Annotated in this window: 10 protein-coding genes; 6 read left to right on the top strand and 4 right to left on the bottom strand. The window is 65.1% G+C overall.

The annotated features are described in order from the left end of the window. The first annotated feature begins 72 nt into the window (after positions 1 to 72). The 3 genes from QZ613_RS18230 to QZ613_RS18220 are packed head-to-tail and all read left to right on the top strand — an operon-like array spanning position 73 to position 4,602. A complete protein-coding gene (locus QZ613_RS18230; protein WP_291868068.1) occupies positions 73 to 1,140 on the top strand; it encodes an efflux RND transporter periplasmic adaptor subunit in 1,068 nt (355 codons plus the stop codon). A 4-nt stretch (positions 1,141 to 1,144) separates the two neighbouring features. Then, positions 1,145 to 4,378: an efflux RND transporter permease subunit gene (locus QZ613_RS18225; protein WP_043562646.1), complete on the top strand. Its 3,234-nt coding sequence runs from the start codon at positions 1,145 to 1,147 to the stop codon at positions 4,376 to 4,378. Continuing rightward, positions 4,375 to 4,602 carry a DUF2892 domain-containing protein gene (locus tag QZ613_RS18220; protein ID WP_291983459.1) on the top strand — a complete coding sequence of 76 codons (228 nt, stop codon included), beginning with the start codon at positions 4,375 to 4,377 and terminating at the stop codon, positions 4,600 to 4,602. The genes QZ613_RS18225 and QZ613_RS18220 overlap by 4 nt, the downstream gene beginning before the upstream one ends. Positions 4,603 to 4,672: 70 nt before the next feature. Here QZ613_RS18220 and QZ613_RS18215 read toward each other — a convergent pair whose 3' ends face one another. Together QZ613_RS18215 and QZ613_RS18210 are read right to left on the bottom strand one after the other, a co-directional pair. Further along, complete coding sequence (locus QZ613_RS18215) at positions 4,673 to 5,656, bottom strand: MDR family oxidoreductase (RefSeq protein WP_291868071.1); 984 nt, start codon at positions 5,654 to 5,656, stop codon at positions 4,673 to 4,675. Positions 5,657 to 5,711: 55 nt separating this feature from the next. Continuing rightward, the gene (locus tag QZ613_RS18210; RefSeq protein ID WP_291868074.1) at positions 5,712 to 6,353 is read right to left on the bottom strand and encodes a TetR/AcrR family transcriptional regulator; all 642 of its coding nucleotides are present in this window, start codon (positions 6,351 to 6,353) and stop codon (positions 5,712 to 5,714) included. Positions 6,354 to 6,749: 396 nt separating this feature from the next. Between QZ613_RS18210 and QZ613_RS18205 the strand changes: the two genes are divergently transcribed. Beyond that, positions 6,750 to 8,138, top strand: a complete 1,389-nt coding sequence (locus tag QZ613_RS18205) for an HDOD domain-containing protein (protein WP_291868078.1) — start codon at positions 6,750 to 6,752, stop codon at positions 8,136 to 8,138. Between the two features lie 58 nt (positions 8,139 to 8,196). Here QZ613_RS18205 and QZ613_RS18200 read toward each other — a convergent pair whose 3' ends face one another. Both QZ613_RS18200 and glnE read right to left on the bottom strand, forming a co-directional pair. After that, positions 8,197 to 8,562, bottom strand: coding sequence for a translation initiation factor Sui1 (locus tag QZ613_RS18200; RefSeq protein WP_043562655.1), 366 nt, complete (start codon positions 8,560 to 8,562; stop codon positions 8,197 to 8,199). Between the two features lie 56 nt (positions 8,563 to 8,618). After that, positions 8,619 to 11,381, bottom strand: a complete 2,763-nt coding sequence (gene glnE / locus QZ613_RS18195; protein WP_043562657.1) for a bifunctional [glutamate--ammonia ligase]-adenylyl-L-tyrosine phosphorylase/[glutamate--ammonia-ligase] adenylyltransferase — start codon at positions 11,379 to 11,381, stop codon at positions 8,619 to 8,621. A 312-nt stretch (positions 11,382 to 11,693) separates the two neighbouring features. Here glnE and QZ613_RS18190 point away from each other — a divergent pair, with 312 nt between their 5' ends. After that, a complete protein-coding gene (locus QZ613_RS18190; protein ID WP_291983456.1) occupies positions 11,694 to 15,674 on the top strand; it encodes a YhdP family protein in 3,981 nt (1,326 codons plus the stop codon). Positions 15,675 to 15,714: 40 nt separating this feature from the next. Beyond that, positions 15,715 to 16,563 carry a carbon-nitrogen hydrolase family protein gene (locus QZ613_RS18185; RefSeq protein ID WP_043562660.1) on the top strand — a complete coding sequence of 283 codons (849 nt, stop codon included), beginning with the start codon at positions 15,715 to 15,717 and terminating at the stop codon, positions 16,561 to 16,563. Positions 16,564 to 16,603 lie beyond the last annotated feature (40 nt).

Raw genomic sequence — 16,603 nt, 5'->3', positions numbered from 1 at the left:
CACTTTGTCTCATTGAAGGCAGGCAAACGTCAAGGGGGAACGAAGCTGAATGCTCTCCAGGCGACACAGGCCTTGTCCGCGAATCTATATCAGTATATGCTTATGGACATGATGAACGACCCCGCACCCCGCATTTTCTGGTGGCATGGACTGCTGGCCAGTGTGGCCGCCGCCGTTTCCCTTGCCGTGCACGCAGAAGCGCTGCCGTCGGTCGTAGTCGAGCCGCATGCGGTTGAAGTGACGTTGCCCGCCGAGGCCTTGGTCGAGGCGGTCACTCAGGCGACGCTGGCGGCGCAGGTCTCCGGTCGCGTCGTCGAAGTGCTGGTCGACGCCGGGCAGGTGGTCCGCAAAGGCGATCTCCTGATGAGGATCGACGCGCGCGAGGCCAACGAGGCCGCCGCTGCCGCGGCAGCCGTGTATGGCAATGCGCGCGCTCACTACGAGCGCACCCTGAGCCTGCGCCAGCAAGGCTTCGTCAGCCAGGCGGCGGTGGATAAGGCAAGAGCCGAACTGGAGACCGCGCAGGCGGCGCGCGGGCAAAGCGCAGTGGCTGCCGGACACGCGACCGTACGGGCCCCGATCTCCGGAGTCGTCGCGGCGCGGCTGACCGAGCTCGGCGAGATGGCAGCGCCGGGAAGGCCGCTCTTGATCATCCACGACCCGAGCGGCCTTCGCGTCGCCGCCAGCGTGCCGCAGTATCGGCTGGCGCAGATGCGCGCGATAAAGCAGGCGCGAGTCGAATTCCCCGAACTTGGCAGGTGGGTGGACGCCAGCAGCGTCACCGTGCTGCCTACCGCTGATGCGGCGACGCATGTCTCGGTGGTGCGTGTCGGCCTGCCCGCTGCTGGCAACGATCTCGTCGATATCGTCCCCGGCATGCACGCACGGGTGCACTTCGTCATCGGCCAGGCGACCAAGCTCACCGTGCCGCAGGCCTCAGTCGTGCGCCGCGGCGCGGTGGCTGCGGTTTATGTCCACCATGCGGACGGCAGCCTGTCCTTGCGCCAGCTGCGTCTCGGTGAAGCCGTCGGCGCGGGCGAGATCGAAGTCCTCGCCGGTCTGCACGCTGGCGAGCGCGTCGTGCTCGACCCGGTGAAGGCGGCCATTGTGCTGAAGTCGGCGAAGCGGCCGGGTGAGTAGCACGATGGGTGTCTCCGGCCGCATTGCGCGCTACTTCGTCAGCTCGCAGATGACGCCCTTGCTCGCGTTGGTTGCTCTGCTGATGGGCATCTTCGCCACCCTGGTGACGCCGCGTGAGGAGGAGCCGCAGATCGACGTCACCATGGCCGACGTGTTCATCGCTTTTCCCGGCGCGTCGGTACAGGATGTCGAGAATCTGGTCGCCACGCCGGCCGAACAGGTCCTGTCGCGCATGTCCGGCGTCGAACACGTGTACTCGATGTCGCAGCCGGGAATGGCGGTGGTCACCGTGCAGTTCGAAGTTGGCGTCAAGTACAACGATGCCGTCGTGCGTCTGTACGACAGCGTACATTCCAATCGCGACTGGCTATCGCCGAATCTCGGAGTCCTCGAACCGGTGGTCAAGCCGCGCGGCATCGACGACGTGCCGATCGTCTCGCTGACCTTCTGGACCGCCGATCCTGCGCGCTCGGCTTTCGAGCTGCAGCAGGTGGCGCGCGCCGCCGAAGTCGACTTCAAGCGGGTCAAGGGAACACGCGACGTGTCCACGCTTGGCGGCCCGGATCATGTTCTGCGCGTGTCGATGGACAGCGAGCGCATGAACGCCTTTGCGGTGACGGCACAGGATATTGCTGCCGCCTTGCGTCTCGGTAATGCCCGCCAGACGTCGGGAAACCTGGTCGCCGGCAACCGCGAAGTCCTCGTCGAGACGGGCAGCTATCTCGAATCGGCCGCCGACGTCAGGCAACTGGTCGTCGCCGTTCGTGGCAGCGCTGGCGAGCGCAAGCCGGTTTTCATCAGCGACGTCGCCGACGTCGAGGACGGTCCTGATCAGCCGCGCCGGTACGTCTGGTTCGGCAATCGCGACGGCGAGTTTCCGGCGGTCACGGTACAGGTCTCGAAGAAGCCCGGAGTCAATGCCGCCGACGTTGCCAGCGCGGTCATTGCCCGCGCCGAATCACTCAAGGGCACCCTGATCCCGGCTGGCATCGAGGTCACGACGACGCGCAATTACGGCCAGACGGCAACCGACAAGGCCCAGAAGCTGATCGGCAAGCTGGTCTTCGCCACCGCTTTCGTGGTTGTGCTGGTCTTCTTCGCCCTCGGCCGACGCGAAGCGCTGATCGTCGGTGTTGCGGTCAGCCTGACCCTCGCCGCGACGCTCTTTGCCTCCTGGGCCTGGGGATTCACGCTCAACCGCGTTTCGCTCTTCGCACTGATCTTCTCGATCGGCATTCTCGTCGATGACGCCATCGTCGTCGTCGAGAACATTCATCGCTGGCAGGCGCTGCAGCCGGGCAAGCCGCTGCTCGACATCATCCCGCTGGCCGTCGACGAGGTCGGCGGCCCGACGATACTCGCCACTTTCACGGTCATCGCCGCGCTGTTGCCGATGGCTTTCGTCACCGGCCTGATGGGGCCGTACATGAGCCCGATCCCGATCAACTCGTCGCTCGGCATGTTCATTTCGCTGGCCGTCGCCTTTGTCGTCACGCCGTGGCTGGCTGCCCGGCTGCTGGCAAAGACTGCGCACGCGGACGCGGACGCTGGCGACGGGTCGCACGGGGGAACGGGCGAGTCGCGGAGCCAAGGTCGGCTCGATCGCCTGTTTCGCCGCCTGCTGACGCCGTTTCTCGATGTTCGGAAAGGCGGTGCGGCGCGCCGCTGGCTGCTCCTCGCGATCGTGTTGCTGATCGTCGGTTCGGTGGCCCTGGCAGCGGTGCAGCTGGTCGTGCTGAAGATGTTGCCCTTCGACAACAAGAGCGAATTTCAGGTGGTGCTCGACATGCCGGTGGGCACGCCGCTCGAGGAAACAGCGCGCGTGTTGCACGAGCTCGGCGCCGCCATCGGCAAGGTGCCGGAAGTGAGCAACTACCAGGCCTACGCCGGCACCGCCAGCCCGATCAACTTCAATGGGCTGGTGCGTCAATACTATCTGCGCGCCGCACCCGAACTCGGCGACCTGCAGGTCAACCTGGTCGACCACCAGCAGCGCGCACGCAAGAGTCACGAGATCGCCATCTCGGTGCGCGAGGCGATCGAAGCGATCGGCAAGCGCGCCGGCGGCAACGCCAAGGTCGTCGAAGTGCCGCCGGGGCCGCCGGTGCTTTCGCCGATCGTCGCCGAGGTCTATGGTCCGGACTACCGTGGGCAGAGGGCGGTGGCCAAGGAAGTGCGCAAGGTCCTCGAAGCGACGCCGGATCTGGTGGCCATCGACGACTCGGTCAATGCCGGCGGCCAGCGCAGTGTCCTGCACGTTCTGCAGAACAAGGCTGCGCTGCTCGGCGTCGCGCAAAGCGACATCGTCGAGGTCACCCGCATGGCCATCGCCGGCAACGACGTCACGCCGGTGCACAATACCGGTTCGAAGTACGAAATCCCGGTTCGTCTGACGCTGCCGGCCGAGCAGCGGAGCTCGCTCGACGCGCTGCTCAAGCTGCGCGTGCGCTCGCGCGACGGGCAGCTGGTGCCGGTTTCCGAACTCGTCGAAGTGCGCGAGCTGGGTCGCGAGCAGGCGATCTACCACAAGAACCTGCTGCCAGTGGTCTACGTCGTTGCCGACATGGGCGGCAAGCTCGATTCGCCGCTCTACGGCATGTTCGCCGCGCGCAGCGAGATCGTCGGGCGCGCGCTGGACGGCGTAGATCACGCCGCCGGCACGCTCGACGAGTGGTTCATCACGCAGCCGACCGCGCCGGACGCCTCGTACAGCATCAAATGGGACGGCGAGTGGCAGGTGACCTACGAGACTTTCCGCGACATGGGCATCGCCTACGGCGTCGGCCTGATCCTGATCTACCTGCTGGTCGTCGCGCACTTCAAGAGCTACCTGGTGCCACTGATCATCATGGCGCCGATCCCCCTGACCATCATTGGCGTCATGCCGGGGCACGCCTTGCTCGGCAGCCAATACACTGCCACGTCGATGATTGGCATGATCGCCCTGGCTGGGATCATCGTCCGCAACTCGATCCTGCTGGTCGATTTCATCCGTCAGCAGATAGGCGAGGGAATGGAGCTACGCGAAGCCATCGTCCAGTCCGCCGCGGTGCGCGCCAAACCGATCGCGTTGACCGGGCTGGCAGCGATGCTCGGCGCGATGTTTATCCTCGACGACCCGATCTTCAACGGGCTGGCGATCAGCCTGATCTTCGGCATTTTCGTCTCCACCCTGCTCACGCTGGTGGTGATCCCGGTGTTGTACTACGCAGCCTTCAGAAAGGAGAATCAGACATGACCACCGATCGCGCCGTGCGCATCATGGCCGGCAGCTTCATCCTCATCTCGCTCGCGCTGGGTGTCGAAGCCAGCCCGCTTTTCTTTTCCGGGCACTTCCTGTGGTTGACCACCTTCGTCGGCGCCAACCTCCTGCAGAGCGGCTTCACCCGCTTCTGCCCGGCCGAGAGCCTCATGGTCAAGCTCGGCATGAAGCGGCTCGACGAAGCGTCCTGCGGACGCTGAAGTACGCAAAGTCGCCGCCGGGAGCGACGACTGCTGCGCATTCGCGCCCGGCCAAGCCTGCCGCTGAGCTTTACCGACTGACGTCCACCACCACCCGTCCGCGCACCTTGCCTGCGAGCAGTTCGGCGCCGACGGCAACTGCCTCGGAAAGCGGGATTTCGCGCGTAATGGAGTCCAGCTTGGCGATTTCGAGATCGCGACCGAGGCGTTCCCAGGCTTCCTGGCGGACGGTCAGCGGAGCCATCACGCTGTCGATACCGTAGAGCGTGACACCGCGCAGGATGAAAGGCGCCACCGTCGCCGGGAAGTCCATTCCCCCGGCCAGGCCGCAGGCCGCCACCGCGCCGCTGTACTTGGTCGTTGCGCAGGCGTTGGCCAGCGTATGGCTGCCGACGGTGTCGACCACCCCCGCCCAGCGTTCCTTGCCGATCGGCTTGCCCGGCGCCGACAGTTCACTGCGCTCGACGATCGTGCTGGCGCCCAGGGCCTTGAGGTGCTCGGCTTCGTCGGGGCGGCCGGTCGAGGCAGCCACCTGATAGCCGAGCTTGGCGAGCACGGCAATGGCCACGCTGCCGACACCACCGTTGGCGCCGGTGACCAGAATTTCGCCGTCGGCAGGCTTGATCCCGTGCTTCTCGAGAGCGAGGACGCAGAGCATCGCGGTATAGCCGGCGGTGCCGATGGCCATCGCCTGCCGCGCGCTGAAACTTGCCGGTAGCGGTACCAGCCATTCACCCTTGACGCGGGCCTTCGCGGCGAGGCCGCCGCAGTGCGTTTCGCCGACGCCCCAACCGTTGAGAACGACACGGTCGCCGACCTTCCAGGCCGGATTCGAAGTCTCGATCACGGTGCCGGCAAAGTCGATTCCGGGGACCATCGGAAAGCGGCGAACCACCGGCGACTTGCCGGTCAGGGCCAGACCGTCCTTGTAGTTGAGCGTAGACCACTCGACCTGGACGGTGGTGTCGGCGTCCGGCAGCACGGCGTCGTCGATGTCCTGCAGTAGCGCCCGGTAAACGCCGTCGTCTTTGGTAATCAGGATTCCCTTGAACATCGTCTTTCTCCTTGGTGGTGAAAATTGGATAAGAAAACCATACGTGTAAAAAATATCAGCGGCGTGGCAGGGCCGCCAGGAAGAGCTTGAAGAATGCGTGCATCGGCGCCGTCGAGCGCGTCAGCCTGGCGCGCAGTATGGCTCCTTCCCAGCCAACCCAGAAAGCGTGCGCCAGCGCCGGACAGTCCGCGTCTGCCGTCAGTTCGCCGCAGCTTGCTGCGCCGGACAGGCACGCCGCCAGGGCTCGCTCCCAGTCGGCAAGAACCGCTTCCAGGCGAAGGCGCAAGCTTTCGTCGAGTGCGCTGACTTCCTGGCCCAGATTGCCGACCAGGCAGCCGCGGGTGAAGGCATGTTTCTCGACACCGCGACAGGCGTCATCGACAAACGCTGCCAGTCGTGTCAGCGGTGTCAGGAGTGGGTTGTCAAAATGTTGCTTGAGCTTGCGTGCAAAGTACTCGGCGTAGGCGTCGAGGGTCACTGCGACAAAAGCATCCTTGCTCTCGAAGTAGTGATAAAAGGAGCCCTTCGGCACGTTGATCGATTTCAGGACATCGTCGAGGGCCGTTGCACTGACGCCCTGGGTGGTCAGGATTTCCAGCCCGCGGCGAATCAGCAAGGCGCGGGTGTCGGCATAATCAAGACCATTGCGGGCGGGGCGACCGCGCGGACGGCGAGGGAGTGAGCGAACGGTTTCCATTGGCCGCTATATTGGACTGTATGTCTAGAATGGTCAAGAAGCTCTTCGCGAGACTCCTCCCGCGTTGGGCTGGCGGCGTGTCGATTCGCGTCGGCCCTGCGCCTCCTGAGGCGAACGGCGCGGTCGGACTCGCTGCGCCGGCGTCACAGGGCGAAGTCGGAAAACTTCAACGTGCTAGAATCTCATGGCATTGGCAGTCGCCCTGTCCTTGGCTTGCGCTGCGCATGCATGTGGAATCAAGAAATGCGCAATGGATGCGCTCGCAAGCGCCGTCGGCTCGGGGTGGAGCGGTCAACGATGGTAAAACGGCGGTGGCCCACCGGGAACTCCGCCAGGCGCTACGGCTGGCGCGCCAATGCCCGGGCTGAATGTGATCAGTGCTGAGGGGGAGTGCCCGTGTTTAAGACTGTCCTGCGCTGGCTGGGTCTTGTCCCGCCTGCTCCTGCTCCGGCTTCCGTGTCGGACACCGCTGCCGAGCAGCTCGACGCGCTGGCTCCCCTCAGGTCGGCGGGAAGACCGCAAGCAGCCGACAAATCGCTGCGCGTCACGTCCTTTGTCTGCCGCGAAGAGCTGCTCGATCGCAACGAACAGATAGCCGGCTACGAGTTCGCCCTTGGGCGCAACCTGCAATCGGCGATGCTGGAGAAAAGCGCGAAGCTGCGTCAGGTCCATGACGAAGCCCTGCTGCACAACCTTTCGCCGCTGGCGGTTTCTTCGCTTCTCGGCAATCGCTTTGCTTTTATCCGCTTGTCATCGGCGTCGCTGAGCAGCCTTCTCCTGCCCACCTTCGCCAATCGCAATGTGATCATCATGATTACGCCAGCGACGGCGGTGGAGGGTGACCTCGCTGCCGTGCGAACGGCGCTGCGACGCTTGCAGGACCTTGGCGTCAAGCACGGCTGGTCGCTTGATCGGCCGCTTCCCGGGATGGCCGATCTATTCGAGCAGGCGACAATCGTCGAGATCGACACCACGGCTTTCGACGGCATCCAGTTGAAGAAGATGTGCGTCGATCTGCACGCCAGCAAGGCCAAACCGAGAGTCATTGCCGGCAGGATCCAGACCGCCGACGACTTCAGTCTTTGCTATCAGAGCGGCTTCGATTATTTCATGGGGCCCTTCGTTTGCAGCCGTGAGAACTGGCATCCGCCGAAGAGCGAAGTCAACCGGCTGCTGGTTTTCGAAGTCCTGAACATGATTCGCTCGGGAGCCGATTTTGCCGACATCGCCGATCGGCTGCGCAACGATCCGATCCTGACCTACAAGCTCCTGCGCTACATCAATTCGCCCGGGATCGGCATGCTCAGGCGTATCGACAAGATTCCGCAAGCGCTGCTGATTCTGGGCCGGGACCAGTTCTCGCGCTGGCTGTCGCTGCTGCTTTTCGATCTGAATCAGCCGGGTTACGTCGGGCGCGTCCTGAACGAGAATGCGCTGACCCGCGCGCGCTTCATGGAAAGGCTGGCCGGACGCGGCGAGTTGCCGAAGGAGGCCGACAAACTGTTCATGATCGGGCTGTTTTCCCTGCTCGATGTCATGATGAAACAGCCGCTGGCCGAGATCCTCAAGCAGGTTTCGCTGCCCGATGACGTCGTCTCTGCGCTGCAGGGCGAGCCGGGCGCGATGCGCGATGCCCTGGCCCTGGCCATCGCCGTCGAATCGAAATCGCCCGAGGAGATCGCCGCCGCCGCGCTCGTGTGTGCGCTCGACGCAAGGCAGGTCGCGGCGCTGATGCTGGAGGCGCTGGACTGGGCACAGAACGTCGTCGGCGCCGCCAGGCAATGACCGCCTCCCGTCGATTTGCCAGCCCCTGGCTGCGGCTGCCGACTGGCAGTCGTGCGTTTCAGCCGCCCGTCCGCTTGGCTGCGAAACCCTCCTTTCTGAGGTGCTCGAGCAGACGGTCGCAATGATCCCCCTGCACTTCGACGACGCCGTCCTTGACCGTGCCACCGGCTCCGCAGGCGGCCTTCAGGCGTTTCGCCAGCGCCGCGAGATCACCGGCGTCGAGCATCAGCCCACGTACCAGGGTCACTGTCTTGCCGCCTCGCCCCTTGCTTTCGCGGCTGACGCGCACGCCGCCGTCACCCTGGCCAGGCGATGGCACCCGCGTCGCGGCGCAGACGCAGCCGGCCAGCGCTCTGCGGCAGGACGGGCACATGCGGCCGCCGTCGGTCGAGTAGACCAGCCCTCCGGTGGCCGGTTTACGCATGCCTGCGCTGGCGCTGCTGTTCAGTGCCGGCGCAGCGGCTCACCCGCCGCGCCTGCTCACGACGCATCGAAGACCCGCTGCCACAGTGCGCTGACCGCTTCGATCTGACGCCTCACCGAAGCACGCTCGACGCGCGCCCGGCGGTCCGCGTTCAGCCGCAGAACGTGCTGCAAGCGGCGAAGCTCGCGATACGCGTCACGCGCCGGGTCGGCCAGTTCGACCGGGATCAGGCCCAGCTCGGCAGCGATCCCGAGCAGGGCGATATTGCCCAGGTTGCCGCATAGTTCGGCATGCGCGTGTGCGTGTCCGAGGACCAGGTACTGGACGATGAACTCGGCGTCGATCAGGCCGCCACGGTCGTGCTTGATATCGAAGTCTTCCTTGCTGCGTGAGCCGTGCTCGTCGAACATGCGCTGGCGCATCGAGAGCACGTCTTCCCTGAGCCTGGCCAGATCGCGCGGCTGGCGCAGGATTTCGATGCGCAGCGCTTCGAACTGCTGTCCGACCGCCGGGTCGCCGGCGCAGAAGCGGGCTCGGGTCAGCGCCTGATGCTCCCAGGCCCAGGCGTTTTTCAACTGATAATCGCGGAAAGCGCTGATTGGCGACACCAGCATTCCCGAATCGCCGTTCGGGCGCAGCCGCAGATCGACCTCGAAGAGCATGCCGGCCGAGGTACGGCTCGACATCCAGGTGCTCATCCGCTGGCCCAGGCGCGCGTAGACTTCGCCCGCTCCGTCCGCGGGGTCGTCGTGCAGATAGATCAGGTCGAGATCCGAGGCGAAGCCGAGCTCCTTGCCGCCGAGCTTGCCGTAGGCAATGACCGCGAAACGCGGCGCCTGCTCGGGATGGGGATGGCGATCGCGCAAGCGCCGCCAGCACAGATCCATCGTCGTCTGCACCAGGATGTCGGCAAGCTGGCTGAGCCGGTCGGCCAGGTGCTCAACGGTGTGCAGGCCGGCGATATCCTGCGCCAGGAAGCGCAGGACCTGCGCGTGGTGCACCTCGCGCAGGATGTCCATCTCGCGCTCGGTATCGTCGAGATGCTGGGCCAGTCGCAGCTGCAGTTCGTCGCGAAACTCCTGCCAATCGGTCTTCACGTCAAAGATTTGCGAGTCCAGCAGCTCGTCGAGCAGGATCGGGTGCCGGTTCAGGTAGTCGGCGGCCCAGGACGAACTGCCGATCAGTTCGGCGAGGTGGCTGAGCGCTTGCGGGTACTGCTGCAGAAGCGCCAGATAGGCGCCTCGGCGGCTGATCGTCTCGAGAAAGTCGAGGCCGCGCTGCCAGGTCGCGTCGGGGTTGCTGGTGGCCGCCGCCGCTTCGATCAGGCGCGGCCCGAGAGCGTCGAGGCGCTCGCGGTTGGGCGCCGGCAGCTGCGCGTAGCGACTGCTTTGGCGGAAACCGTGCAGGCGTTCGAGAATTGCTTTCGGCTGGCGAAAGCCGAGGCTGGACAAACGTTCGAGCCCATCGTCGCCGGCGACGACTTCTTCCCAGATGCCGAGAAGCGGGTGGGTGCCTTCCTCCGGTTCGGAAAAGACGGCTTCGAAACAGCGGGAAACGATTGCCCGATGCTCGTCGAGAACGGCGACGAACGCGCTCCAGTCGGCAAAGCTCAGCGAGCTGGCGATTTGCTGGCGTTCCTCTTCGGTTCCCGGAAGGCGGTGCGTCTGGGCGTCGTTGACGTATTGCAGGCGGTGTTCGAGGCGGCGCAGGAAAGTGTAGGCAGCGGCGAGTTCGTGTTCGTTGTCGGCGGGCAGCAGGCGGCGTTCGGCAAGCAGCGCCAAGACCTCGAGGGTTGGTTTTGTTTGCAGGACGGGATCGCGGCCCCCACGGATCAACTGGAAGACCTGGGCGATGAACTCGATTTCGCGGATGCCACCCGGGCCGAGCTTGATATGCTCGGCCATTTCCTTGCGCGCCACCTCGCGGCGAATCTGCGCGTGCAGATCGCGCATGGCATTGATGGCGCCAAAGTCGAGATACTTGCGAAAAACGAAAGGGCGACAGATGTTCTGTAGCGCGCTCACCCACTGCGGCTGCAGATTCTCGCCGTGGTTCAAGACCCTGGCCTTGATCCAGGCGTAGCGTTCCCACTCGCGGCCTTGCGCGATCAGGTAGTGTTCGAGCGAGTCCAACGAGCAGACCAGCGGTCCGGAATCGCCGTTCGGGCGCAACCGCATGTCGACCCGGAAAACCCGGCCATCCTCGGTGAGCTCGCCGAGAGTGCCGATCAGGCGCTTGCCGAGGCGCTGGAAGAAGTCGTAGTTGTCGATCCGGCGGCCTTCGCCGGCGGTCTGCCCATCCTCCGGGTAGATGAAGATGTAATCGACGTCGGACGAGACGTTGAGCTCGCGTCCGCCGAGCTTGCCCATGCCGATGACCAGCAGCCGTTGTGCCTGCCCGTGACTGTCGAGCGGCTCGCCAAACTGCTCGCAGAGCTGCCGATGATGGAAATCGAGGGCGCGATTGGTGCTGATTTCGGCGAGCACGGTCATGCTTTCGACGACTTCGGCGAGCGTCGCCAGACCGCCGACGTCGCGCACCACCAGCGCCGCCATTACCCGCTGACGGAGGCCGCGCAGGGCACTTTTCAGCGGCTCATCGCCAGTCGTCGCAGGCGAACCACTCGCCGCAGCGCCGTTGAGAAAGTCATTCATCTGCTCGACGCCGAGCGCCTGCGCTGCGTGCGCTTCCAGCCAGGCACCTATTTCGGGGCGGGCGGCGAGCAGATTGCGCAGGTAATGACTGTGTTTCTGCGCTGCCTGCAGCGCGCTTGCCAATGGCGCCGGGCACTTGCTGGAGGATTCTATGGTCGGATCCATGATGTTCTCGGTAAATTGAGTGTTGCGCGGGGTCGCTGTGCCTGGCGCCGGGGAACAGGGGCAAAGCCGTTACAATGCCGGCTTGAAGCTGAAAACAGCAGTCGCTCGCCGACAACCTGGCTGCCATTTTTCTTCCTGGACATCACCATGCGCATGCACAGCAGCGCTGCCCCGCGCCCATTCGGTCAATCGCCCGCAGCATCCTGCGTGCGCGCTGCAGCGCGGACTTCCCTCGCCATTGTCTAGCGCTCCCGACATTCTAGTGATGCCCGGCGGCTATTGGCAAAACTCCGTACGCGACGATCAGGCCTGATGCGCCAGGACGAACTGCGCCCAGCGCTCTATCATCGCCTTCATTTGCTGATGCCGCTGCTCTCGCATTCGGCAACGGGCCGCATCTGGCGCCTTCTGGTACGCGTTTTCTGGCTCGCCTATTTTGCCTTCGTGCTGCTGATTCTGGCGCTGCGCTACCTGATCCTGCCGAACATCGAAGCCTACCGAGTCGACATCGAGGAGCAGGTCAGCCAGGCGATCGGCCTGTCGGTCAGCGTCGGACAAATTGCGGCCAGCTGGGACGGAATCCATCCCGATCTGCTCCTCTCCGATGTGATTATCGCCGATAGCAAGGGACAGCCGGCCCTGGCCTTGCCACGGATTCATGGCGTCCTCTCCTGGTCTTCGCTACCGCGCCTGGCGCTGCGTCTGCGCTTGCTGCAGATCGACGAGCCGACCCTGCATCTGCGTCGGGATAGCGACGGACGCTTTTTCGTCGCCGGGATCGCACTCGCCGACGCCGGAGGCGACAATGCCGTTGGTGACTGGATACTGGCGCAAAAGGAGATCCGCGTCCGCGGCGCGACGGTCGCCTGGGAGGACGCCAAGCGCGAGGCGCCGCCGCTGATTCTCGAAGCCGTCAATTTTGCGCTCGACAACGACGCTCACCACCACCGCTTCGCTCTGACTGCCTTGCCGCCGCCCGCACTGGCAGCCGCGATCGACCTGCGTGGGGATTTTCGCGGCCAGCATCTCGGCGAGCTCGAGGCCTGGAATGGCCAGGCCTTCGTCCAGATCGACTATGCCGACCTCGCCGTCTGGCGGACGTGGATCGACTACCCGATCGTCCTCCAGCACGGCCGCGGCGCAATGCGCGCCTGGGTCGGCTTCACCGCAGGCAAGCTCGACGCGCTGACGGCCGATCTGGCGCTCGACGACGTCAATCTGCGCCTGGCGAACGACCTCCCCGCGCTCGAGCTGGAACAGCTCTCCGGCCGTATCTCTGCGCGTCTATCGGCGACCGGGATGAGCGTCGACGGGTCTCGCGTGGAGCTGCTCACCGAGGAGCGCAAAGGCAAGGGCGCCCGCGCGGACGAGTTCATCCGCCTCGCACCGACCGATTTTCACGTTGACTGGCAGCGCGCCCCAGACGGCGGCGCGTTGCGCGGCAGGCTTACTGCCAGCGTTCTCGAACTGACTGCGCTCGCCAGCCTGGCCCGCTACCTGCCGCTGGACGCCGGATCGCGGCAGCTGCTCGCCGACTATGCGCCGCGTGGCCGCGTCAGCCAATTGCGTGCGGCCTGGGTCGGTGACGCCGAACGGCTGCACAGCTATTCGCTGAAAGCCCATTTTGACGCGCTTGCCGTGCGCGCCAAGGATTCGTTTCCAGGGGTTTCCGGGCTGTCCGGAGTTGTTGATGCCAATGAGCGGGGCGGCAGCGCGACCTTGGGTTCGGGGAACGCGGAAATCGATCTGCCCAGCGTCCTGCCGGACTCGTCGATGCGCCTGGGCAAGCTGAACGCACAGGCGCGCTGGAAGATCAACCAGGGCGTGCTCGAGGCCGAGTTGCTGCGCGCAGAATTCTCCGGGCCGGACGCGACCGGTTCGGCAAAGGGAACTTACCGCTACCGCGGCGATGGGCCGGGCAGCATCGACCTCAGCGCTGCACTCACCCGCGCCGACGCGCGCGCCGTCTGGCGGTACCTGCCGCTGGTGCTGAATCGCGACGCTCGCCACTGGGTTCGCGACGCACTGAAGGCGGGAAGTGCCAGCGAGGCCAAGCTGGTCCTCAAGGGCAATCTGGCCAACTTCCCGTTTGTCGACCACACTCAGGGCCAGTTTCTGGTGACCGTCAAGGCGCAGGGCGTGACGCTCGACTATGGCAACGGTTGGCCAGAGATTACCGGCCTCGACGCGGATCTGCGCTTCGCGGGCAATGGCATGCTGGTCGACGTACGCCGCGGCGCCATCCTCGGCGCCAGCCTGGCGCAGACGCGGGCCGAAATTCCAGATTTCGACGCGCCGGTGTCGACCTTGAAAGTGCAGGGGCGCGCCGAGGGCGATACGGCGCAGTTCCTCAAGTTCATCGTCGACAGCCCGGTCGCCGAGCGCATCGACCATTTTTCCGATGCCATGCGCGCCAGCGGCAAGGGGCGTCTCGATATCGGGCTGGTGATTCCTCTCGAAGAGGCGCGGCTCGGCGAGTCGAAGATCGATGCGGAGTACGTCTTCCTGGGCAACGAGGTCAGCGTCGATCCGGCCCTGCCGCCCTTGCACGAGGTCAATGGTCGCCTGCAGTTCACCGCCCACGATCTGCGCATTCCCGAGATCAAGGCGAAACTGGCGGGTGGCCCGGTGAAGATCAAGGGCGGTGCGGACAACGGCAAGGTGCGGGTTGACGTCGATGGAAGCGTCGACGTCAACGGATTGCGTGGACTGGCCAGCTGGCCACTGCTCGCCCAGCTCTCCGGAAGCGCTGCTTACAATGCCCAGATCCAGGTCAGGAAGCGCAACGTCGAACTGGTGCTCGAGTCGGATCTGCTCGATATCGCGTCGACGCTGCCGGCTCCCTTCGCCAAGAGTCGTGGCGAGCCGATGCGCCTGCATCTCGACAATAGCGTCCTGCCACCAGTACAGGCCGGCAAAGCGCTACCTATCGTGCGTGAGCAGCTGCGCGTGGCGCTCGGCAGCGTGCTCAACCTGCACCTGATCCACCGCCAACAGGACGGCCGGCATTCGCTCGAACGTGCGGCGATCGCCATCGGCAGGCCGATGAAGGTGCTGCCGGAACGGGGCATCAACGTCGGGATCAGCACCCAGCTGCTCGATATTGACACCTGGCGCAAGGTCCTCGCCGGCCCCGGAAAGGATACGCCGGTCGTCGAGCCGGGGGCGGGCGTTGACGCGGCTTCCGAGGGCGCATCGGCCGGCGGCCTGCCGGTCCTGGTCGAGCTTAAAGCGGGCCAGGTGGTCGTTTCGGGTTGGCGCTACAGCGACGTCACGCTGGCGCTTTCCGGCGAGCATCCGCGCTGGGTTGCCAGCCTGCTGTCGCGCGAAGCGACGGGTGCCCTGCAATGGGACGGTGCGGGTACCGGCAAGCTGAGCGCGCGTCTGAAAAAATGGCAGCTGCCGGGCAAGGACGAGCGGTCGATCGAACCCGTTCAGTCGGGCGACGCCCTGCAGAAGTTGCCGGCGCTCGATATCGTGGTTGACGAATTCGAGGTTGGCGTTCGCCGCTTCGGTCGCCTCGACGTGCAGGCCCATAACGATGGCGGTATCTGGCGGCTCGATAGAGTCGAGCTGCTCAACCCGGTGGCGAAATTTTCCGCCAGCGGCCAGTGGCAGGTCGCCAACGGCAATCGCACCCAGCTCGATTTCGCCCTCGACAGCAGCGACGTCGGCAAGCTGCTCGATCGCCTCGGCTATCCTGGCAGCGTGCGTGCCGGCAGCACGCGCATGAAAGGGAAGCTTGGCTGGAACGGGCCCCCGGAGGGGCTCGACTACGCGACGCTCAACGGCGACTTGCAGCTTGAGGCACGCAAAGGCGAGTTCCTCAAGCTTGACCCTGGCGCTGCCGGCAAACTCCTTGGCCTGATCAGCCTGCAGGGCTTGCCGCGCCGCTTCACGCTTGATTTCGGCGATGTCTTCAGCGAAGGTTTCGCCTTCGACACCATCAGCGGCAGGATGACGGTGAAAGACGGAGTGATGAGCACCGACCAGCTGCAGATCGATGGCCCGGCGGCGCGCGTCCTGATGCGTGGAGAAACCGACCTGAAGAAGGAAACGCAGCGCCTGAATGTCAGCGTTCAACCGGAGTTGAGCAGTAGCGCCGCCCTCGGGGTGGCGGTGATCAACCCGCTTGCCGGCATGGCCGCGCTGTTGGCGAACAAGTTTCTGCAGAATCCCTTGAACAAGATGTTCAGTTTCGAGTATCTGGTTACCGGCAAGTGGGATGATCCCAAAGTCGAGAGAATCACCGCCACACCGACGCCAGCGCCGCCGGCAAACTCCACGCAGTGAGCAGATTTCGCCCTCCCCAACCCATTCTTCGGAGTATCCCATGAAGCCAGCCAGCCAGGCGCGCGCGGACGACCGGCAGCCGGCCGCGTCCAGTCTGTGTGTCGCGGCAGTACAGATGGTGTCCACGCCGCGAGTCGACGAGAACCTGCGCACGGCGGCGGCGCGTATCGCCGAGGCCGTCGCGCTGGGCGCCGAGCTGGTGGCCCTGCCCGAGTACTTCGCGATCATGGGCATGAGCGATAGCGACAAGGTCGGCGTACGCGAGCACGACGGCAGCGGCCCGATCCAGGATTTCCTCGCCGCCAGCGCGCGCGAGCACGGCATCTGGCTGATCGGCGGCTCCTTGCCCTTGTCTGCCGACAGCCCGGACAAGGTGCTCAACTCCAGCGTCGCGTACAATCCACACGGTCAGCGGGTCGCGCGCTACGACAAGATCCACCTCTTCGGCTTCCGGCAGGGGGCCGAGGCCTACGACGAAAGCGTGACCATCCAGGCCGGCAGGCAGCCGGTCGCCTTCGCCACGCCTTTTGGCCGCGTCGGTTTGTCGATCTGCTACGACCTCAGGTTCCCGGAGCTTTATCGCGCGCTTGGGGTCACAGAGCTACTGGTCGTTCCGGCGGCCTTTACCGAAACCACCGGGCGGGCGCACTGGGAGATATTGCTGCGCGCCCGGGCGATCGAGAATCAGTGCTACGTGCTGGCTGTTGCGCAAGGTGGCCGGCACGAGAACGGCCGCGAAACGCACGGCAACAGCATGCTGATCGATCCCTGGGGCGAGATCCTCGATCGCAAGCTGAAAGGGCCGGGAGTCGTCGTCGGCACACTCGAACGTGACCGCCTGGACTCGGTCCGCGCCAACCTGCCGGCGCTCAAACACCGCGTCATGTAGTCATGCCGGCCGCCGCGCCGCGCCAACCGCAGCATTAACG

Source organism: Candidatus Accumulibacter sp. ACC005 (assembly GCF_907163215.1).
Lineage (GTDB): Bacteria > Pseudomonadota > Gammaproteobacteria > Burkholderiales > Rhodocyclaceae > Accumulibacter > Accumulibacter regalis.
Note: the sequence above shows the minus strand (reverse complement) of the source record. Positions and strands in the feature narration are given on the sequence as shown.